This window comes from Klebsiella sp. 2680, from assembly GCF_900198535.1.
GTDB lineage: Bacteria > Pseudomonadota > Gammaproteobacteria > Enterobacterales > Enterobacteriaceae > Klebsiella > Klebsiella indica.
In genome coordinates this window covers 764246-784337 of the sequence record NZ_FZNJ01000001.1, presented here as the reverse complement: position 1 = coordinate 784337, position 20092 = coordinate 764246, and the positions used below count along the sequence as shown (strand labels likewise).

The 20092-nt window shown below is 53.9% G+C and carries 15 protein-coding genes; 10 read left to right on the top strand and 5 right to left on the bottom strand.

Annotated features, from left to right (window positions below; genetic code table 11):
• From ycaR to FN037_RS03820, 3 genes are all read left to right on the top strand, one after another.
• On the top strand, window positions 1-183 hold the full coding sequence (ycaR, locus tag FN037_RS03830) for a protein YcaR (RefSeq protein ID WP_138360474.1): 183 nt from the start codon (window positions 1-3) through the stop codon (window positions 181-183).
• On the top strand, window positions 180-926 hold the full coding sequence (kdsB, locus tag FN037_RS03825; protein ID WP_138360475.1) for a 3-deoxy-manno-octulosonate cytidylyltransferase: 747 nt from the start codon (window positions 180-182) through the stop codon (window positions 924-926). Before ycaR ends, kdsB begins: the two co-directional genes overlap by 4 nt.
• Before the next feature lie 140 nt (window positions 927-1066).
• Window positions 1067-1960 carry a YcbJ family phosphotransferase gene (locus FN037_RS03820; protein ID WP_138360476.1) on the top strand — a complete coding sequence of 298 codons (894 nt, stop codon included), beginning with the start codon at window positions 1067-1069 and terminating at the stop codon, window positions 1958-1960.
• Here FN037_RS03820 and elyC read toward each other — a convergent pair.
• A complete protein-coding gene (gene elyC / locus FN037_RS03815) occupies window positions 1937-2716 on the bottom strand; it encodes an envelope biogenesis factor ElyC (RefSeq protein WP_142501569.1) in 780 nt (259 codons plus the stop codon). The genes FN037_RS03820 and elyC overlap by 24 nt on opposite strands.
• A gap of 121 nt (window positions 2717-2837) precedes the next feature.
• Between elyC and cmoM the strand changes: the two genes are divergently transcribed.
• The 7 genes from cmoM to FN037_RS03780 all read left to right on the top strand — a co-directional run bounded on the left by cmoM (window position 2838) and on the right by FN037_RS03780 (window position 13658).
• Window positions 2838-3617 carry a tRNA uridine 5-oxyacetic acid(34) methyltransferase CmoM gene (gene cmoM / locus FN037_RS03810; protein WP_138360478.1) on the top strand — a complete coding sequence of 260 codons (780 nt, stop codon included), beginning with the start codon at window positions 2838-2840 and terminating at the stop codon, window positions 3615-3617.
• A gap of 3 nt (window positions 3618-3620) precedes the next feature.
• Window positions 3621-4943: a chromosome partition protein MukF gene (mukF, locus tag FN037_RS03805; RefSeq protein ID WP_138360479.1), complete on the top strand. Its 1323-nt coding sequence runs from the start codon at window positions 3621-3623 to the stop codon at window positions 4941-4943.
• Window positions 4924-5628: a chromosome partition protein MukE gene (mukE, locus tag FN037_RS03800; RefSeq protein ID WP_138360480.1), complete on the top strand. Its 705-nt coding sequence runs from the start codon at window positions 4924-4926 to the stop codon at window positions 5626-5628. Before mukF ends, mukE begins: the two co-directional genes overlap by 20 nt.
• Entirely contained in the window at window positions 5628-10076 is a 4449-nt protein-coding gene (mukB, locus tag FN037_RS03795; protein ID WP_142501568.1) for a chromosome partition protein MukB, read from the top strand. The genes mukE and mukB overlap by 1 nt, the downstream gene beginning before the upstream one ends.
• A gap of 184 nt (window positions 10077-10260) precedes the next feature.
• Window positions 10261-12051, top strand: coding sequence for a L,D-transpeptidase (gene ldtD / locus FN037_RS03790; RefSeq protein ID WP_142501567.1), 1791 nt, complete (start codon window positions 10261-10263; stop codon window positions 12049-12051).
• Between the two features lie 394 nt (window positions 12052-12445).
• Window positions 12446-12997: a YcbK family protein gene (locus FN037_RS03785; protein WP_138360483.1), complete on the top strand. Its 552-nt coding sequence runs from the start codon at window positions 12446-12448 to the stop codon at window positions 12995-12997.
• A 13-nt stretch (window positions 12998-13010) separates the two neighbouring features.
• Window positions 13011-13658 carry an MBL fold metallo-hydrolase gene (locus FN037_RS03780; RefSeq protein WP_138360484.1) on the top strand — a complete coding sequence of 216 codons (648 nt, stop codon included), beginning with the start codon at window positions 13011-13013 and terminating at the stop codon, window positions 13656-13658.
• A gap of 71 nt (window positions 13659-13729) precedes the next feature.
• On the opposite strand, the gene FN037_RS03775 is transcribed toward FN037_RS03780, so the two are convergent.
• From FN037_RS03775 to pncB, 4 genes are all read right to left on the bottom strand, one after another.
• Window positions 13730-14920 (bottom strand): amino acid aminotransferase, encoded by a 1191-nt coding sequence (locus FN037_RS03775; RefSeq protein WP_138360485.1) that lies wholly within the window; start codon window positions 14918-14920, stop codon window positions 13730-13732.
• A gap of 187 nt (window positions 14921-15107) precedes the next feature.
• On the bottom strand, window positions 15108-16193 hold the full coding sequence (locus tag FN037_RS03770; protein WP_138360486.1) for a porin: 1086 nt from the start codon (window positions 16191-16193) through the stop codon (window positions 15108-15110).
• A gap of 589 nt (window positions 16194-16782) precedes the next feature.
• Window positions 16783-18183 (bottom strand): asparagine--tRNA ligase, encoded by a 1401-nt coding sequence (gene asnS / locus FN037_RS03765; protein ID WP_138360487.1) that lies wholly within the window; start codon window positions 18181-18183, stop codon window positions 16783-16785.
• Window positions 18184-18586: 403 nt separating this feature from the next.
• A complete protein-coding gene (gene pncB, locus FN037_RS03760; protein WP_138360488.1) occupies window positions 18587-19789 on the bottom strand; it encodes a nicotinate phosphoribosyltransferase in 1203 nt (400 codons plus the stop codon).
• Window positions 19790-20092: the final 303 nt, after the last annotated feature.

Genomic DNA, 20092 nt, shown 5'->3' with positions numbered 1-20092 from the left:
ATGGATCATCGTTTACTTGAAATTATCGCCTGTCCGGTTTGTAACGGTAAGCTGTATTACAGCCAGGATAAGCAAGAGCTGATCTGCAAACTGGATAATCTGGCCTTCCCGCTGCGCGACGGCATTCCCGTGTTGCTGGAAACCGAAGCCCGTTCGCTTGCTGCAGAAGAGAGCCAGTCATGAGTTTTGTGGTTATCATTCCGGCGCGTTTTGCTTCTACCCGTCTGCCAGGCAAACCGCTGCAGGATATTAACGGCAAACCGATGATTGTCCATGTGCTGGAGCGGGCGCGTGAATCTGGCGCTGAGCGTATCATTGTGGCGACCGATCACCAGGATGTTGCCCGCGCGGTTAAAGCAGCCGGTGGTGAAGTCTGTATGACGCGTGAAGATCATCATTCAGGTACTGAACGCCTTGCTGAGGTTGTTGAGAAATTCGCCTTTAGCGACGATACCATTATCGTAAATATTCAGGGCGATGAGCCCATGATCCCGCCAGCGATAGTGCGTCAGGTTGCAGACAATCTGGCGAACAGCGACAGCGGTATGGCGACGTTAGCGGTGCCAATTCACGATGCTGAAGAAGCATTTAATCCGAATGCGGTAAAGGTGGTGATGGATGCCGCGGGTTACGCGCTCTATTTCTCCCGCGCGACGATTCCCTGGGATCGCGATCGTTTTGCCGGGTCCCGCGCAACCATCGGGGATTCGCTGTTGCGGCATATCGGTATCTACGGCTATCGCGCCGGTTTTATCCGCCGTTATGTCAGTTGGGCGCCGAGCCCGCTAGAACAGATTGAAATGCTGGAGCAACTGCGCGTACTGTGGTACGGCGAAAAAATCCATGTCGCGGTGGCGGAAGTCGTTCCTGGCACCGGTGTCGATACGCCGGAAGATCTGCAGCGCGTACGCGCAGAGCTGCGTTAATTCTATTCTCCCCTCTATCAGGAGGGGATATCACTCAGCCCAATTTTCCCTATTTCCGTTGCAATTTTGATCTTACCCGATGACAACCTTGCGGTCGGCGCTCATTATGAAGCCGATAGTTTTCATAGGGGCAATCAAGAATGGAACAACTGCGTACCGAATTGAGCCACCTGTTGGGGGAAAAATTAAGTCGCGTGGAGTGCATTAGCGAGAAAAACTCCACGGCGCTATGGTCGCTGTATGATGCTCAGGGAAATCCTCTGCCGTTATTGGCGAAGAGTTTTACGACGCCTGGCGTCGCCCGTCAGCTGGCATGGAAAATATCGACCCTTGCGCGCAGTGGAACCGTACGTATGCCGGTGGTCTATGGCGTGATGACGCACGAAGAGCATCCGGGGCCTGATGTTTTGCTGATTGAACGACTACGCGGCGTTTCAGTTGAAGCGCCTGCCCGCACACCAGAACGCTGGGAACAACTGCAGGAACAGATTGTGGAGGCGCTGTTGGCATGGCATCGACAGGATAGCGGCGGCTGCGTAGGAAGGGTTGACAGCACTCAGGAAAATCTCTGGCCGCACTGGTATCGCCAGCGGGTAGAGATGCTCTGGAGCACGCTGAACCTGTACCAGGATACCGGCCTGACAATGCAGGATAAACGTATACTGTTCCGTACTCGTGAATGCCTGCCGCAGCTGTTTAAAGAGTTCAATGATAACTGTGTGCTGGTGCACGGCAGCTTCACGTTGCGCAGTATGCTGAAAGATCCGCGCAGCGATCAACTGCTGGCGATGGTTGGGCCGGGCATGATGCTTTGGGCGCCGCGGGAATATGAACTATTCCGTCTGGCCGATAGTGGCCAGGAGGAACAACTGCTGTGGCACTACCTGCGTCGGGCGCCGGTGGCGGAAGCGTTTCTCTGGCGGCGCTGGCTGTATCTGTTGTGGGATGAAGTGGAAAATCTGGTGAATACCGGGCGCTTTGACCGCACCCGGTTTGATCTGGCGGCAAAATCAATTTTGCCCTGGCTCGCCTGATGCGCCTTTTAACCATTGCCAGATGCGCCCTAACGTTTCATATCCCACCCGATCGCTATGCATCAGCCAAACGGGCGAAGGGATCGCCCGCTCCCATGGGTTAAGCGGAGACGTAATCGCCAGCTGGTTGGCAGGGGCGGGTAAAGGATTCAGCCCGACGTGATGAAAGAAAATCATTGCACGCGGCAGGTGCGAGGCGGAGGTTACCAGCAGAAAAGGTGCGCTGCCTATCGCCGCTTTTACCGCCGCGGCTTCCTCTTCGGTATCTTTGGGTTTATCCAGCGTGATGATTTCGCTGCGCGGTATTCCCAGACTCTCCGCCACTCTGGCCCCGGCTTCAGCGGTGCTGACCGGGTTCGCTTTTGCTGCTGCACCGGTAAAAATGAGTTTCGCACCCGGATTCTCGTACCACAGACGGATCCCTTCCGTCAGTCGCGCCAGACTGTTGTTGATAAGATTTGAACTGGGGGCCCAGTCTGGATTCCAGGTGTAGCCGCCGCCGAGCACCACGACGTACTGCACGCGCTCGGTTCCGCGCCAGGTCGGGTATTTATCTTCGATTGGTTTTAACAAACTGTCGGCGACCGGTTGCAGGCTCAGCAGCAGCAACAATAGCCAGCCGAGGCTGACGCAGAGCTTGCCGGTGCGCTGGAAACGACTAAACCACAGGAGCGCGATGCCGAATGCGATGAGCAGCAGCAGCAAGGGAAGCGGCAGCATCATACCGCCTAAAACCTTTTTCAGCGTAAAAAGCATGCCAGATGGTTCCTTTTTTAACCATATAACCAAAGATATGCCCCGATCTTACAACAGATCGCTTCATTCTCCGCGTGGGTATGACAAAATAGCGACTTTGTGTTGGCTTGCGGAGTCACCTGTGCAGGATCGTAATTTCGATGATATTGCTGAAAAATTTTCGCGCAATATATACGGCACCACCAAAGGCCAGCTGCGGCAGGCAATCCTCTGGCAGGATTTGCAACCATTGCTGAATCAGATGGGGCCGGGGCCTTTGCAGATTCTTGATGCGGGCGGCGGCCAGGGGCAGACGGCGATCAAAGTGGCGGAAATGGGCCATCATGTCACGTTATGCGATCTCTCTGGTGAAATGGTCACTCGCGCCCGGCAGGCGGCCGCTGATAAAGGTGTGATCGCTAACATGCATTTTGTACAATGCGCGGCTCAGGATATTGCGCGGCATTTGGAAAATCCGGTCGATCTGATACTGTTTCATGCGGTACTTGAGTGGGTGGCTGAGCCGCAGGCGGTGTTGCGTGCGCTGTGGTCGCGACTCCGCCCAGGCGGCGCGTTGTCGCTAATGTTCTACAATGCTAATGGCCTGTTGATGCACAATATGGTGGCCGGAAATTTCGACTATGTGCAAATCGGCATGCCGAAAAAGAAAAAACGCACGCTGTCGCCGGACTATCCGCGCGATCCGCAGCAGGTCTACCGCTGGCTGGAGGAGATTGGCTGGCATATTACCGGTAAGACCGGCGTGCGGGTGTTTCATGATTATCTGCGTGAAAAACACCAACAGCACGACAAGTATGCGGCGCTACTGGAGCTGGAAACGCGCTACTGTCGTCAGGAGCCGTATGTTAGCTTAGGCCGTTATATTCATGTCACCGCGCTTAAGCCGCAGATGCAAGGATAAACTATGAGTGAATTTTCCCAGACAGTCCCCGAACTGGTTGCCTGGGCCAGGAAAAATGATTTTTCTATTGCGCTGCCGGTCGACAGACTCTCTTTCCTGCTGGCAATTGCCACCCTGAACGGTGAGCGGATGGAAGGGGAAATGACCGAGGGAGAACTGGTGGATGCGTTCCGCCACGTCAGTGATGCGTTTGAGCAGACCAGCGAAACCATCAGCCAGCGCGCCAATAATGCGATTAACGATATGGTGCGCCAGCGTCTGCTGAACCGCTTTACCAGCGAAATCACCGAAGGGAATGCCATTTATCGCCTGACGCCGTTAGGGATCGGGATCACCGATTACTATATTCGCCAGCGCGAATTCTCCACGCTGCGCCTGTCGATGCAGCTATCAATCGTTGCCGGTGAGCTTAAACGCGCCGCCGACTCGGCGGAAGAGGGCGGCGATGAATTCCACTGGCATCGCAACGTTTTCGCTCCGCTGAAATACTCGGTGGCGGAAATCTTTGACAGTATCGACCTGACTCAACGGATCATGGATGAGCAGCAGCAACTGGTGAAAGATGATATTGCCCAGTTGTTGAACAAAGACTGGCGGGCGGCGATTTCCAGCTGTGAGCTGCTGTTGTCTGAAACGTCTGGTACCCTGCGTGAACTGCAGGATACGCTGGATGCCGCGGGCGATAAATTACAGGCGAACCTGCTGCGCATTCAGGACTCAACCATGGCGCGTGACGATCTGAATTTTATCGATCGTCTGGTGTTCGATCTGCAAAGTAAGCTGGACCGTATCGTTAGCTGGGGCCAGCAGGCGATTGACCTGTGGATCGGCTACGATCGCCATGTGCATAAATTTATCCGTACCGCCATTGATATGGATAAAAATCGCGTCTTCGCCCAGCGCCTGCGTCAGTCGGTGCAAACCTACTTTGACGCGCCATGGGCGCTAATCCATGCCAATGCCGATCGTCTGCTTGATATGCGCGATGAAGAGATGGCGCTGCACGATGAAGAGGTGACCGGGGAACTTCCTGCGGATCTGGAGTACGAAGAGTTTAACGAAATTCGCGAACAGCTTGCGGCGCTTATTGAAGGGCAACTGGCGGTTTACAAAGAGAAAGGAGTGCCGCTGGATCTCGGCCTGGTGGTTCGCGAATATCTGGCGCAGTATCCGCGTGCGCGCCACTTTGATGTTGCGCGAATTGTTGTCGACCAGGCGGTACGTCTGGGCGTAGCGCAAGCAGATTTCACCGGACTGCCGGCAAAATGGCAGCCGATTAATGATTACGGAGCCAAGGTACAGGCGCATGTCATCGACAAATATTGAACAAGTGATGCCGGTTAAACTGGCGCAAGCGTTGGCTAATCCGTTATTTCCGGCGCTGGATAGCGCCCTGCGCTCGGGCCGTCATATCGGCCTTGACGAGCTGGATAATCACGCATTTTTAATGGATTTTCAGGATTACCTGGAAGAGTTTTATGCTCGCTACAACGTTGAGCTGATTCGCGCGCCGGAGGGCTTTTTCTATCTGCGCCCGCGTTCGACCACGCTGATCCCACGCTCAGTGCTTTCAGAGCTGGATATGATGGTCGGCAAAATTCTTTGCTACCTCTACCTCAGCCCGGAGCGTCTGGCTAACGAAGGTATCTTCACTCAGCAGGAGCTTTACGACGAGCTGCTGACCCTGGCGGATGAAGCCAAATTGCTGAAGCTGGTTAACAACCGCTCCACCGGTTCCGATCTCGATCGGCAGAAGCTACAGGAGAAGATGCGCGCCTCGCTCAATCGCTTACGTCGTCTCGGCATGGTGTGGTTTATGGGCCACGACAGCAGCAAATTCCGCATAACTGAATCGGTCTTCCGCTTCGGCGCTGACGTTCGCGTCGGCGACGATCCGCGCGAAGCGCAGCTGCGGATGATCCGCGATGGTGAAGCCATGGCGCTGGAAAATCGCCTGCAGCTCAATGACGAGAATGAAGAGAATCAGCCGGATAGCGGGGAGGAAGAGTAATGATTGAACGCGGAAAATTTCGCTCGCTGACGCTGGTTAACTGGAACGGTTTTTTTGCCCGTACCTTTGATCTTGATGAATTAGTGACCACGCTTTCCGGCGGTAACGGTGCCGGTAAATCCACCACGATGGCGGCTTTCGTCACCGCGCTGATCCCGGATCTGACGCTGCTGCACTTCCGCAATACCACGGAAGCCGGTGCGACCAGCGGTTCGCGCGATAAAGGCCTGCACGGTAAGCTGCGTGCCGGGGTCTGTTATTCGGTGCTGGACGTTATTAATTCTCGCCACCAGCGCGTGGTGGTTGGGGTTCGTCTGCAGCAGGTCGCCGGTCGCGATCGCAAGGTCGATATCAAGCCTTTTGCTATTCAGGGTCTGCCCACCGCCATTCAGCCAACTCAGTTGCTGACCGAAACCCTTAACGAACGTCAGGCGCGGGTGGTGACGCTCAACGAGCTGAAAGAGAAGCTCGAAGCGATGGAAGGGGTGCAGTTCAAACAGTTTAACTCCATTACCGAGTATCACTCGCTGATGTTCGATCTTGGCGTGGTGGCCCGCCGTCTGCGCTCAGCCTCGGACCGTAGCAAATACTATCGCCTGATTGAAGCTTCTCTGTACGGCGGGATTTCGAGCACCATTACCCGCTCGTTGCGCGACTACCTGCTGCCGGAAAACAGCGGCGTGCGCAAAGCGTTCCAGGATATGGAAGCGGCGCTGCGTGAAAACCGCATGACGCTGGAAGCCATCCGCGTCACGCAGTCTGACCGCGATCTGTTCAAACATCTGATCAGCGAAGCCACCAACTATGTCGCGGCTGATTATATGCGTCACGCCAATGAGCGACGCATTCATCTCGACAAAGCGCTGGAATATCGTCGCGAGCTGTTTACCTCCCGGTCACAGCTTGCCGCTGAACAGTACAAGCACGTTGATATGGCGCGCGAGTTACAGGAGCATAACGGTGCGGAAGGCGATCTGGAAGCCGATTATCAGGCGGCCAGTGACCATCTGAACCTGGTGCAGACCGCGCTGCGTCAGCAGGAAAAAATCGAGCGCTATGAGGCGGATCTTGACGAACTGCAAATTCGTCTCGAAGAGCAAAATGAAGTCGTTGCCGAAGCGGCGGATCGTCAGGAAGAGAACGAAGCCCGCGCCGAGGCCGCCGAGCTGGAAGTGGATGAGCTGAAAAACCAGCTTGCCGACTATCAGCAGGCGCTGGATGTGCAGCAGACCCGTGCGATTCAGTACAATCAGGCTCTACAGGCGCTGGAACGGGCAAAAGCCCTGTGTCACCTGCCGGATTTAACTCCGGAGAGCGCCGACCAGTGGCTGGAAACCTTCCAGGCGAAAGAGCAGGAAGCGACGGAGAAAATGCTGTCGCTGGAACAGAAAATAAGCGTGGCGCAGACCGCGCACAGTCAGTTTGAACAGGCGTACCAACTGGTGGCGGAGATCAACGGTCCGTTGGCGCGTAATGAAGCCTGGGACGTGGCGCGCGAACTGCTGCGCGAGGGCGTCAATCAACGGCATCAGGCAGAACAAGCTTCCGGGCTGCGCAGCCGTCTGACGGAACTGGAACAGCGCCTGCGTGAACAGCAGGATGCCGAGCGCCAGCTGAATGAGTTTTGTAAGCGCCAGGGCAAACGCTACGATATTGACGAACTGGAAGCCCTGCACCAGGAGCTGGAAGCCCGCATAGCCTCGCTCTCCGACAGCGTTTCCACCGCCAGCGAACGGCGGATGGCCCTGCGTCAGGAACTGGAACAACTGCAATCGCGCACGCAAACCCTGATGCGTCGCGCGCCCATTTGGCTGGCGGCGCAGAACAGCCTCAATCAGCTGTGCGAGCAGAGCGGCGAGCAGTTTGAATCAAGCCAGGACGTCACCGAATATCTTCAGCAACTGCTGGAGCGCGAACGGGAGGCCATCGTCGAGCGTGACGACGTGGGCGCCCGCAAGCGTGCTATCGATGAAGAAATTGAGCGCCTCAGCCAGCCGGGCGGTTCGGAAGATCCGCGTCTGAATGCCCTTGCGGAACGTTTCGGCGGCGTGCTGCTGTCAGAAATCTATGACGACGTTAGCCTCGATGATGCTCCGTACTTCTCCGCGTTATATGGCCCGTCGCGCCACGCGATAGTGGTGCCGGATCTGTCACTCATCGCTGAACAACTGGAAGGGCTGGAAGATTGTCCTGAAGATCTCTATTTGATCGAAGGAGATCCGCAGTCATTTGATGACAGCGTATTCAGTGTCGATGAGCTGGAAAAAGCGGTTGTCGTTAAAATTGCCGATCGTCAGTGGCGCTATTCACGTTTTCCGACGCTGCCGCTGTTTGGCCGCGCCGCTCGCGAAAGCCGCGTTGAAACGCTGCACGCCGAGCGCGAAAGCCTCTCTGAGCGTTTTGCGACGCTGTCGTTTGATGTGCAAAAAACGCAGCGCCTGCATCAGGCTTTCAGCCGTTTTATCGGCAATCATCTGGCGGTAGCCTTTGAGGACGACCCGGAAGAAGAAATTCGCAAACTCAATACCCGTCGCGGCGAGCTGGAGCGGGCGCTGAGCGCGCACGAGAGCGATAATCAGCAGAACCGCGTGCAGTACGAGCAGGCAAAAGAGGGCGTTTCCGCTTTGAACCGCCTGCTGCCGCGTCTGAATCTGCTGGCTGATGACTCGCTGGCCGAGCGCGTTGATGAAATTCAGGCGCGCCTTGATGAAGCGCAGGAAGCCGCGCGTTTCGTGCAGCAGCATGGCAATCAACTGGCGAAGCTGGAGCCGATGGTTTCTGTTCTCCAGAGCGATCCGGAACAGTTTGAACAACTGAAAGAAGATTATGCGTATTCGCAGCAGACCCAGCGCGATGCGCGCCAACAGGCGTTTGCGCTGAGTGAAGTGGTGCAGCGCCGGGCTCATTTTAGCTATTCTGACTCTGCAGAGATGCTAAGCGGTAATAGCGATCTCAACGAGAAACTGCGCCAGCGTCTGGAGCAGGCGGAAGCGGAACGCGCCCGCGCCCGTGAAGCGCTGCGTACTCACGCTACGCAGCTCAACCAGTACAATCAGGTGCTGGCGTCGCTGAAAAGCTCGTATGACACCAAAAAAGAACTGCTCAATGATCTGCATAAGGAGCTTCAGGATATCGGCGTACGCGCTGACGCCGGTGCCGAAGAGCGTGCCCGTCTGCGCCGCGATGAGCTCCACGCGCAGCTCAGCAACAACCGTGCGCGGCGTAATCAGTTAGAAAAAGCGCTAACCTTCTGCGAAGCGGAAATGGACAACCTGACCCGCAAGCTGCGTAAGCTGGAGCGCGATTATTGTGAGATGCGCGAACAGGTGGTTAGCGCCAAAGCGGGCTGGTGTGCGGTGATGCGGCTGGTGAAAGACAACGGTGTGGAGCGTCGTCTGCACCGTCGCGAGCTGGCTTACCTCTCCGCTGATGAACTGCGTTCAATGTCGGATAAGGCGCTCGGCGCGCTGCGTCTGGCGGTGGCCGATAACGAACATTTGCGCGATGTGCTGCGTATTTCTGAAGATCCGAAGCGCCCGGAACGCAAAATTCAGTTCTTTGTCGCTGTTTATCAGCATCTGCGCGAACGTATTCGTCAGGATATCATCCGTACCGACGATCCGGTGGAAGCGATTGAGCAGATGGAGATCGAACTCAGCCGCCTGACGGAAGAGCTGACCAACCGCGAGCAGAAGCTGGCCATCAGCTCCCGTAGCGTGGCCAACATCATTCGTAAGACCATCCAGCGCGAGCAGAACCGTATTCGGATGCTCAACCAGGGGCTACAGAGCGTTTCCTTCGGTCAGGTCAACAGCGTGCGTCTGAACGTCAACGTGCGGGAAACTCACGCGATGCTGCTGGACGTGCTGTCAGAACAACATGAACAGCATCAGGATCTGTTCAACAGCAACCGTCTGACCTTCTCGGAAGCGCTGGCGAAACTTTATCAGCGCCTGAATCCGCAGATTGATATGGGGCAGCGTACGCCGCAAACCATTGGCGAAGAGCTGCTGGATTACCGCAACTATCTGGAAATGGAAGTGGAAGTTAACCGTGGCTCAGACGGCTGGCTGCGCGCGGAATCCGGAGCGCTTTCTACCGGCGAGGCTATCGGTACCGGGATGTCGATTCTGGTGATGGTGGTGCAGAGCTGGGAAGATGAATCCCTGCGCCTGCGCGGTAAGGATATCTCTCCTTGCCGTCTGCTGTTTCTTGATGAGGCGGCGCGTCTGGATGCCCGCTCTATCGCCACGCTGTTTGAGTTGTGCGATCGTCTGGAGATGCAGTTAATTATCGCGGCGCCGGAAAACATCAGCCCGGAAAAAGGCACCACCTATAAACTGGTGCGTAAGGTGGTGAATAATCACGAGCATGTGCATGTGGTGGGGCTGCGCGGCTTTGCACCACAGCTGCCCGAAACGCTGCCGGGAACGGCAAACGCTTCATAAGGTTATTCAATGACCAGACACAAGGGCGGCGCGATGTCGCCCTTTTTGTTAGCGGTAACGCGATTTTAGGATTGTATAATCTTTTAACTTCTTTACATTTGGGAAGGCAAACGCGTTTTCATCTTCATATACTGAATTTAAGCTCCATTTTTGTGGGCAGCAATGTGTTAACAGGGGGCAAGGGATGTTGCTAAAGAAACGGTATGGTCGTCAATTATCAGTGCTCAGCCTGAGCCTGGTTTTTGCATTTGCTCCACTGTTTAAGGTCCAGGCCGAAGAGCCTGAAGTTGTACCAGCAGATAGCTCCGCGGCGATTGGCGAGATATCGTCCGCGCTGAGTCAGAGCGCCAGTCAGTCGGCGGCGGTCGCGAAGATGGCTGGCGAGCAGACGCTTCCTGCTGATGCGGCGACAAAAAGCCGCGCCGAGATTCAGGCGCTGCTGCCATCCGGGTATCAACCCGTATTTATCAATCCGCTGGTCTCGCTGTATGCAGCGAGAGGCATGAAGCCGATGTGGGATAATCGTGAGGCGGTACAGGCGTTTCAACAGCAGCTGGCTGAAGTCGCTATCGCCGGATTTCAGCCGCAGTTTACCACCTGGGTCGAGTTATTGACCGATCCTTCGGTGAACGGCATGGCGCGTGATATTGTGCTATCAGACGCCATGATGGGCTATCTGTATTTTATTAGCGGCATTCCAACTCAGGGCAACCGTTGGCTGTATGGTACAAAACCCTACGTGATGTCGACGCCGCCGCTGTCGGTCATTAACCAGTGGCAACTGGCGCTGGATAACGGTTCGTTGCCGCAGTTTATTGCCGGTCTGGCGCCGCAGCATCCGCAATACGCCGCTATGCACCAGGCGCTACTGGCGCTGGTTGCTGATTCCCGCCCATGGCCGCAGCTGATCAGCAAGAGAGCGTTACGTCCCGGTGAATGGAGCAATGATGTCGGTGCGCTGCGTGAAATTTTACAGCGCACCGGTATGCTGGATGATGCCGCCAAAATTGTTTTGCCCGGCGAGGCGGTCAGTTCATCTGCCGGGAAAAAGAGGCAGAATAACGATCGTGGCGTGTACGATCGTCAGTTAGTTGCAGGCGTTAAGCGTTTTCAGGCGTGGCAGGGATTGGGCGTCGATGGCGTGATTGGCCAGTCTACTCGCGACTGGCTTAACGTTTCGCCCGCGCAGCGCGCCGGGGTGCTGGCGCTGAACATTCAGCGTTTGCGCCTGCTGCCGGGTAATCTTTCAACCGTCATTATGGTGAACATTCCTGCTTTCTCGCTGGTTTATTACCAGAATGGCAGTCAGGTGCTGGCATCGCGGGTTATTGTTGGCCGTCCGGATCGCAAAACGCCGATGATGAGTAGTGCGCTGAATAATGTGGTGGTTAACCCACCGTGGAATGTACCTCCAACGCTGGCGCGCAAAGATATCCTGCCAAAGGTACGCAATAACCCTGGCTATCTTGAACAGCACGGTTATACGGTGTTGCGTGGCTGGAATAGTAAAGAGGCGATCGACCCCTGGCAGGTTGACTGGGAGACGATAACGGCGTCGAATTTGCCGTTCCGCTTCCAGCAGGCGCCTGGCGCGCACAACTCTCTGGGGCGATATAAATTCAATATGCCAAGTTCGGACGCGATTTATCTACATGATACGCCGAACCATAACCTGTTCCAGAAAGATGTACGGGCGTTAAGCTCAGGATGTGTGCGTGTAAATAAAGCCTCGGAGCTGGCGAATATGCTTTTGCAGGATGCGGGCTGGAACGATGCACGAATTTCAGATGCGCTCAAACAGGGGAATACGCGCTACGTTAATATTCGTCAGAACATTCCGGTTAATCTCTATTATTTGACCGCATTTGTCGGCGCGGACGGGCGTACACAATATCGAACAGATATTTACAATTACGATCTCACCGCGCGATCCAGCGCACAAATCCTGGCAAAAGCCGAACAATTAATCAGATAAATGAAGTAGTTCAACGAATTCGGTTGTCTTATTCCTGTGTGAAAACGGGCCTTATTGTCTGTAAGGCCCGTGTTTACTGGGGAGAGGCTGCCTTGACGTTGGCAATAATGCCCGGTAAGGTGCTTTTCGTGCGCCAGAAGTGCATATATAGCCAAAATAATTCGCGTTGCAGGTGTTCCGGTAAGATATTCGGGTGAATGCGTGTAGTTAACGTATCAGCAACGTGATCTATGACGGCTATATATATCATTCCGCAAACTGCTGCGGCGGTATGCAGAACATGTTCTGTGGTTGAGATTTATTAGCCACCAACGGAACCATTGTCTGCCTGCGGCTAACGGGGGAGTTAGCGGAAAAATATATTACGATTCATTTACCTGTAGACCTGATTATCATGGACAAATTTGACGCTAATCGCCGCAAACTGCTGGCGTTAGGTGGTGCTGCCCTCGGTGCTGCTGCCATTCTGCCTGCGCCGGCATTTGCCACCCTCTCGACCTCCCGACCGCGTATTTTGACGCTGAATAACCTGCATACTGGTGAATCACTCAAGGCAGAGTTTTTCGATGGCAGAGGCTATATTCAGGATGAATTAGCAAGACTTAACCACTTTTTCCGCGATTATCGCGCGAATAAGATTAAATCTATCGATCCTGGTTTGTTCGATCAGCTCTATCGCTTGCAGGGATTACTTGGCACCAATAAACCTGTCCAGCTTATTTCTGGTTATCGTTCTGTTGATACCAATAATGAGCTTCGCGCACGGAGTCGCGGTGTGGCAAAACATAGCTACCACACTAAGGGCCAGGCCATGGATTTCCATATTGAAGGTATTTCGTTAAGCAATGTTCGCAAAGCGGCGTTATCTATGCGCGCTGGTGGTGTAGGATACTATCCACGTAGCAACTTTGTGCATATTGATACTGGTCCAGTACGGCACTGGTAACGAAAGGAGCATCATGAACTATCGTATTATTCCGGTTACCGCGTTCGCGCAGAATTGTTCCTTAATCTGGTGTGAACAAACCCGGCTGGCGGCGCTGGTCGATCCCGGTGGTGACGCTGAACGGATCAAACAAGCGGTTACCGCAGCGGGCGTTTGCCTGACGCAGATCCTGCTTACGCACGGTCATCTTGATCATGTTGGCGCTGCGGCTGAGCTGGCGCAACACTATGCTGTGCCGATTATCGGTCCGGAAAAAGAAGATGAGTTCTGGCTGGAAGGATTGCCCGCGCAAAGCCGGATGTTTGGTCTGGAAGATTGTCCACCGTTGCAGCCGGATCGCTGGCTGAATGAAGGCGATGTGGTTAGCGTGGGCAATGTGTCTCTACAGGTGCTGCACTGTCCCGGCCATACGCCTGGACATGTCGTCTTCTTTGATGAGACTTCCCGTCTGCTGATTTCTGGCGATGTGATTTTTAAAGGCGGAGTAGGGCGCAGCGACTTCCCGCGCGGCAATCATGGCCAACTGATAGAGGCTATAAAGCGTAAATTATTGCCGCTGGGCGATGATGTGTCGTTTATCCCCGGTCATGGCCCCGAGTCAACTCTCGGTTATGAGCGTCTGCACAACCCTTTCCTGCAGGATGAAATGCCGGTCTGGTAATAATTGATATGGGCCACAGAATGCCAAAGGGCCGCAGATGCGGCCCTTTGTTTTTTCCCGCTACAGGAGGGTTACAGCACCGCGACAATTGCTTCGCACAGCGGAGCCATGTTGTCTGGGGTCATACCGGCGACATTAATTCGTCCGGACGCGACGGCATAAACCGCGAACTCTTCACGCAGACGCAGTACCTGCTCTTTGCTCAGACCGCTGAACGAGAACATTCCGTTTTGCTGTGAGATGAAAGAGAAATCACGGCTGGCGCCTTTTTCCTGCAGAGTATTAACGAACAGCAGACGCATGCGTTGAATACGCTGGCGCATATCGGTCAGTTCCTGCTCCCAGATCGCGCGTAGTGCATCATTGCTGAGAACCGTCGCCACCACCGATGCGCCGTGGGCCGGTGGGTTAGAATAGTTAGCGCGGATCACGGACTTCATCTGGCTGAAGGCGCGGTCAACGGTTTGCTGATCGCCAGCCACTAACGTACAGGCGCCGACGCGCTCGTTGTACAGGCCGAAGTTTTTCGAATAGGAGCTGGCGACCAGCAGTTCTTTATGCAGTGCCGCGAACGCACGCAGACCTTCAGCATCTTCTTCCAGACCGCGGGCAAATCCCTGATAGGCAAAGTCGAACAGCGGTAGCCAGCCTTTCCCGGCGGAAAGCTGAGCCAACTGCTGCCACTGTTCCAGCGTCGGATCGATACCGGTTGGGTTATGGCAGCAGCCGTGGAACAGAACGACATCGCCCGCCTGCGCTTCATTCAGGCTCGCCAGCAGCCCGTCGAAGTCGAGTTGATGGTGGGTTGCATCGTAGTAGCTGTATTCGCGAACTTCCAGCCCAGCTGATTCGAACACGCTTTTATGGTTCGGCCAGCTCGGGTTACTGACCCAAATGCGTTTGGCGTCGGTTTTTTTCGCCAGGAAGTCTGCCGCAACGCGCAAACCACCGGTACCGCCCGGAGTTTGGGCAGTACGAGCGCGTTTATCATTAATAATCGCGCTTCCTTTGCCAAACAGCAGTTCCTGCGTGCAGCGACCAAATTCAGGGATACCATCAATACCCAAATAATTTTTGGTGGTTTCATTTTCCAGCAGATATTGTTCTGCTTTTTTCACGCATGTCAGGATCGGTGTCTTACCTGTTTCATCTTTATAAACACCAATTCCAAGGTTAATTTTTGCCGGGCGGTCATCGGCACGAAATAGATCGGCCAGGCCCAGAATAGGGTCAGCAGGGGCGGCAGTAATGTTCTCAAACATGACGAGGTTCCATTGTGATAACTGAAGGGAAATCCGCTATCAGGGTAACGGGAGAACTACAAATTGCCAACCGTTTGCGACAAAAAGCGAGAAGGTTTTCGAAAGTTACGATTTTTATCTCAGGAATGCAGAAAAGCAGGACCGAAGTCCTGCTTTTTAGGCATATCACGAAGGGGTGTACTGCAGATTAGAACTGGTAAACGATACCCACAGCAGCCTGGTCGTCGGTTGCAACGCCGGCAGCACGGGTGTAATCGTTGTCGTCCAGCAGGTTAAATTTGTACGCTGCATAGACGTTCATGTTCTTGTTGAAGTAGTACCAGCTACCCACTTCGATGTATTTAACCAGGTCAGCATCGCCGCCGGAGAAACCAGTGCGAGAGCGCAGGTCTTTACCTTTAGTCTGTACGTAACCGATGGACGGACGCAGACCGAAGTCGAACTGATACTGAACTACAGCTTCTACGTTCTGGGTTTTGTTCGCGAAGTAGGTGTCCTGGTTTTCCGGCGTCATGTTGTAAGTCTGGGAGTACATGACCGCAGCGTACAGGTTGTTGGCGTCATATTTAGCAGAGGTTGCCCATGCTTCCGCTTTTTTACCCTGGCCGTCAGCTTTCTGATCGCCGCTACGATTGGAGTTTGCATAGCCAGCGGACAGCGCAACGCCGTTTTCGAATGCGTAGGTTGCCGCGGTGCTGAAGCCGTCGCCGTTCTGTTTCTGTACATCACGAGTGCTGGCATCATTTTTCCCCTGATACTGCAGGGCGAAGCTCAGACCATCAACCAGACCGAAGAAATCAGAGTTACGGTAGGTTGCCACGCCGTTGGTACGGCCAGTCATGAAGTTGTCGGTGTAGTTCCAGCCATCGCCACCCCATTCAACCAGCATATCGGTTGCGGATTCAACATCGTAGATCGCGCCATAGTTACGGCCGTAGTCGAATGAACCGTATTCACCCGCTTTTAAGCCTGCGAAAGCCAGACGAGTTTTGGTGGTCTGAGAACCTTCAACGTTGGACGCATCCATGTTGTATTCCCACTGACCGTAACCGACCAACTGATCGTTGATCTGGGTTTCGCCTTTCAGACCGATACGTGCGTAGGTGGTGTCTTCGCTGCTGGTGTCGCCGTTGGTAGTCCAAACGTGCTCGCCAACCATTTTTCCGTAAAAGTCCAGTTTGTTACCGTTTTTGTTATAGATTTCTGCAGCGTTAGCTGCACCGGCAACCAACAAGGCAGGGATTACCGCTGCCAGAATTTTGCGCTTCATCATTATTTATTACCCTCATTTATATTTTTTTATCAACACTTGCCACTGCCGCCAATAAATTCTGTCAATAAAAATTTACAGAACTATTGATGATAGTTTGGTGTCTGGAGGCATCTTTCCATCCAGAACAACGTTTCGCTACCCTGAAAATGCTACCAATGTCTAAAATAAGTAACAAGAGGAAATATCATGTAACTAAATGTGTATTTTAGGGAACTTTGTGAACTCAATCAACTTTCCGTTCCTGTTTGAAGTGAAAATTACTGCGCTTTATATATCTATATGAATTAATTATGATTAATTTGCCTAAAAGAGCATTTGCGCATTTTGCGTCAATATTTTGCTCTTTTTTTATTCAATGTCTGTTTTAGCAATGCGTGCGCTGAGTGGTTAATAAATGAACAAGTTATTCAGTGAGTTTGCTAATTAATGAGCATAAAGTGCGGTTTTTATCTTCGGTCAGGAACGAAATAGTGCGTAACATTAATGTTAATCCTGATAGTTGATGTTTAGAATTCTTGAGAATTGTTAACGAGAATTGACATAAAAAAGGCCAGCTCACGCTGGCCTGGTGCTTATTGCGGGAAAAGGATCAGAATGTCGCGTTACGTGGGGTTCGCGGGAATGGAATCACATCACGTACGTTTTGCACGCCGGTTACATAAGCGATCAAACGCTCGAAGCCGAGGCCGAATCCTGCGTGCGGTACGGTGCCGTAGCGGCGCAGGTCGCGGTACCACCAGTAGTCTTCTTTATTCAGCCCCATTTCCGCCATACGGGCATCCAGCACGTCCAGACGCTCTTCGCGCTGGGAGCCGCCGATGATTTCGCCAATACCCGGCGCCAGCACGTCCATTGCGGCGACGGTTTTGCCGTCTTCATTAAGGCGCATATAGAACGCCTTAATCTCTTTAGGGTAGTTTTTCACCACTACCGGCGCTTTAAAATGTTCTTCCGCAAGATAACGTTCATGCTCAGAAGAGAGATCGACGCCCCAGTACACCGGGTTTTCAAACGGCTTACCGCAGTTCTCCAGAATACTCACCGCATCAGTGTAATCCACCTGCGCGAAATCAGCGGAAACGAAACGCTGCAGACGGTCGATAGCGTCTTTATCGACACGCTCGGCAAAGAACTGCATGTCATCCGCACGCTCTTCCAGTACCGCCTTAAAGACATACTTCAGCATCGCTTCCGCCAGGCGGGCGTTGTCTTCCAGATCGGCGAAGGCCACTTCCGGCTCCAGCATCCAGAATTCTGCAAGATGGCGGCTGGTATTGGAGTTTTCGGCACGGAAAGTCGGGCCGAAAGTGTAGATTTTCGACAGCGCACAGGCGTAGGTTTCGCCGTTTAACTGGCCTGAAACGGTGAGGAATGACTCTTTACCAAAGAAATCTTTATCGAAATCGACTTTGCCCTGGTCATTGCGCGGCAGGTTTTCCAGATCCAGCGTCGAAACGCGGAACATTTCCCCTGCGCCTTCGGTGTCGGAGGCCGTAATCAACGGGGTGGAGACCCAGAAAAAACCTTGCTCATCAAAGAAACGATGCAGCGCCTGCGCCAGCGTATGGCGAACGCGCGCCACTGCGCCAATCAGGTTGGTGCGCGGGCGCAGGTGGGCGACCTCACGCAGGTACTCAATGCTGTGGCGTTTCGCCGCCATCGGATAGGTATCCGGGTCTTCCACCCAGCCAGCGACGTCAACATGGCTGGCCTGAATTTCAAAGCGCTGGCCCTGACCCTGAGATGCCACCACTTTACCCGTCACAATCACCGAGCAACCGGTGGTCAGGCGCAGCACTTCTTCTTTGTAATTGGGAAGAGAATTACTAATAACGGCCTGTACAGGATCAAAGCAGGAACCGTCATAGACGGCGAGGAATGAAAAACCAGCTTTAGAATCTCGGCGGGTACGCACCCATCCGCGCACGGTGACTTCGCTGTCAACGGCAACGCGGCCCTGGAGTACGTCGGCTACAGGCACAACGCTCATAATAGTCTCTCTTTTTAGTCCAATAGAAAAATCTGTAACCCCTTTTAGCGGGGGATATCTATGTTACCTGCCATCTTCCATCAGACAAGCAGAATTCGTATGAAGAGGGGGTGTTTCAGCAATAAAAGTGGCGAGAGTGCCCGTTTTCCCCTGAGGGTATCGAAGAAAGCGATGTCGGGCCTGTCCCATTAGAATGGTTTCACGAGCCATTTTACCCCGGACTGTACCCGAAAAAACGCGTTGCGTGTTGAACGCACTTCCATGTGGCCTGAAGCACATAATCCTTACGTACTGCGTGTCCGCTTTGCTTTCCGCGCACAGGCGGTGCGCAAACTGGCGATGCCAGCTACGGCTGTTGGGACAGAGGCTTAATCATCACCGTCATCTCTTTCCTGACGCTGCCCTAGCTGGCTTTTTTAACTGGCGGCAGATCAAAGGCTTTTCGCAGGGCGCGAACGAACGCTTTATCGTGGCAGATGGTTTTCCCCGGACTGTCAGACAGCTTCGCCACAGGTTTTCCATTGCACTCCACCAGCTTGATGACGATATTGAGCGGCTTAACCTGCGGGATATCGCAGGTTAAACGGGTCCCGATACCGAAGCTCAGATTCACCCGCGAAGAAAAGTGGCGATACAGATCGACCGCCTTCGTCAGATCGAGATTATCGGAAAACACCAGAACCTTGCTTAACGGGTCGATACCCAGTTTTTTGTAGTGGGCGATAGCCTTCTCGCCCCATTCCACCGGGTCGCCGGAATCGTGGCGCAGCCCCTGATAACGGGTGGCAAATTCCGGGCCAAAATCACGCAGGAAGGCATCCATTGTAATGCAGTCGGTCAGCGCGATGCCTAACTGATCAGGATACTCTTCCAGCCAGGCGGCGAGAGCCGCGCGCTGACTGCCTGCCAGGCTCGGACTGATCTGCTGATGCGCCTGGAACCATTCGTGCGCCTGGGTTCCCATTGGCGTCAGATTCAGGCGACGCGCAAGGTCGTAGTTGCTGGTGCCGGTGAACCACGGCTCCTGCTGGAGGCGTTTTACAATGGTCTGCTGCACGTCACGCGAGAAGCGGCGACGGGTGCCGAAATCCATCAAACGGAAGCGAGACATATCTATATCAGCCGTAAGACGGTTGAAATCGGCCAGCTTATGCTCAAGGGTCTCCAGCGCTAGATCAACGTGGATTTCTGGCGAACGATAGTGATGCACCAGCTCGCTAATCATGGCCAGCAGCGGGACTTCCCACATGATGACTTCGCGCCAGGGGCCGGAAAGGCGAATGTTAAGCTTGCCGTTGTCATTACTGACGGATACCTGGCGCGGGTCGTAGCGGAAGTCGCGCAGCCAGTCGAGATAGTCACGCGAAAAGAAGGGCAGGCACGATAGCCAGTGATATTCATCGTCCTGTAGCTTCAGGTCGTGCATCGTCTCAACCTGGTTGCGAATCGCATCGGCATAGATGCCGAGTAAATCATCCCCACGGCAACGGAACTCCGCCGCAACCTGTACATTATGGTAGCGGTGGAAGACAGCCTGTTGCATATGCAGCTTGTAGGCATCCGTATCAAGCAGCGAGTGCAATACAGGAGAAGTGAATTGGGTCATGGTGCGCAGTAGCATCCTCTCACTGGAGCGTTTCCATCAAAACCAAAGCGGTAAAAAAGGAGGCGGAGTATACCTGTATTACCCGACTCTGTCCCGCGGCGACGGTCGATAGCGACGCTGACGGTCATTTGCGAGGTCTAGTTTAATATATTGAACACGGATAACACCACAAGCTTTGCGTCGGGTCGAGTGCATTTCGTGCCACTAATGTTATCAGAATGTGGCGATTTTCATGTTTAGCATTGAAAAGATGAAGATTCTGCATAGCGAGAATTGCGCAACAGGAATAGACTGGGTCGACAC

Bases quoted from the DNA above. Each gene is read 5' to 3' on its own strand.
- ycaR (WP_138360474.1), top strand. From the start codon at position 1: ATGGATCATCGTTTACTTGAAATTATCGCCTGTCCGGTTTGTAACGGT.
- kdsB (WP_138360475.1), top strand. From the start codon at position 180: ATGAGTTTTGTGGTTATCATTCCGGCGCGTTTTGCTTCTACCCGTCTG.
- FN037_RS03820 (WP_138360476.1), top strand. From the start codon at position 1,067: ATGGAACAACTGCGTACCGAATTGAGCCACCTGTTGGGGGAAAAATTA.
- elyC (WP_142501569.1), bottom strand. From the start codon at position 2,716: ATGCTTTTTACGCTGAAAAAGGTTTTAGGCGGTATGATGCTGCCGCTT.
- mukF (WP_138360479.1), top strand. From the start codon at position 3,621: ATGAGTGAATTTTCCCAGACAGTCCCCGAACTGGTTGCCTGGGCCAGG.
- mukE (WP_138360480.1), top strand. From the start codon at position 4,924: ATGTCATCGACAAATATTGAACAAGTGATGCCGGTTAAACTGGCGCAA.
- mukB (WP_142501568.1), top strand. From the start codon at position 5,628: ATGATTGAACGCGGAAAATTTCGCTCGCTGACGCTGGTTAACTGGAAC.
- ldtD (WP_142501567.1), top strand. From the start codon at position 10,261: ATGTTGCTAAAGAAACGGTATGGTCGTCAATTATCAGTGCTCAGCCTG.
- FN037_RS03785 (WP_138360483.1), top strand. From the start codon at position 12,446: ATGGACAAATTTGACGCTAATCGCCGCAAACTGCTGGCGTTAGGTGGT.
- FN037_RS03780 (WP_138360484.1), top strand. From the start codon at position 13,011: ATGAACTATCGTATTATTCCGGTTACCGCGTTCGCGCAGAATTGTTCC.
- FN037_RS03775 (WP_138360485.1), bottom strand. From the start codon at position 14,920: ATGTTTGAGAACATTACTGCCGCCCCTGCTGACCCTATTCTGGGCCTG.
- FN037_RS03770 (WP_138360486.1), bottom strand. From the start codon at position 16,193: ATGATGAAGCGCAAAATTCTGGCAGCGGTAATCCCTGCCTTGTTGGTT.
- asnS (WP_138360487.1), bottom strand. From the start codon at position 18,183: ATGAGCGTTGTGCCTGTAGCCGACGTACTCCAGGGCCGCGTTGCCGTT.
- pncB (WP_138360488.1), bottom strand. From the start codon at position 19,789: ATGACCCAATTCACTTCTCCTGTATTGCACTCGCTGCTTGATACGGAT.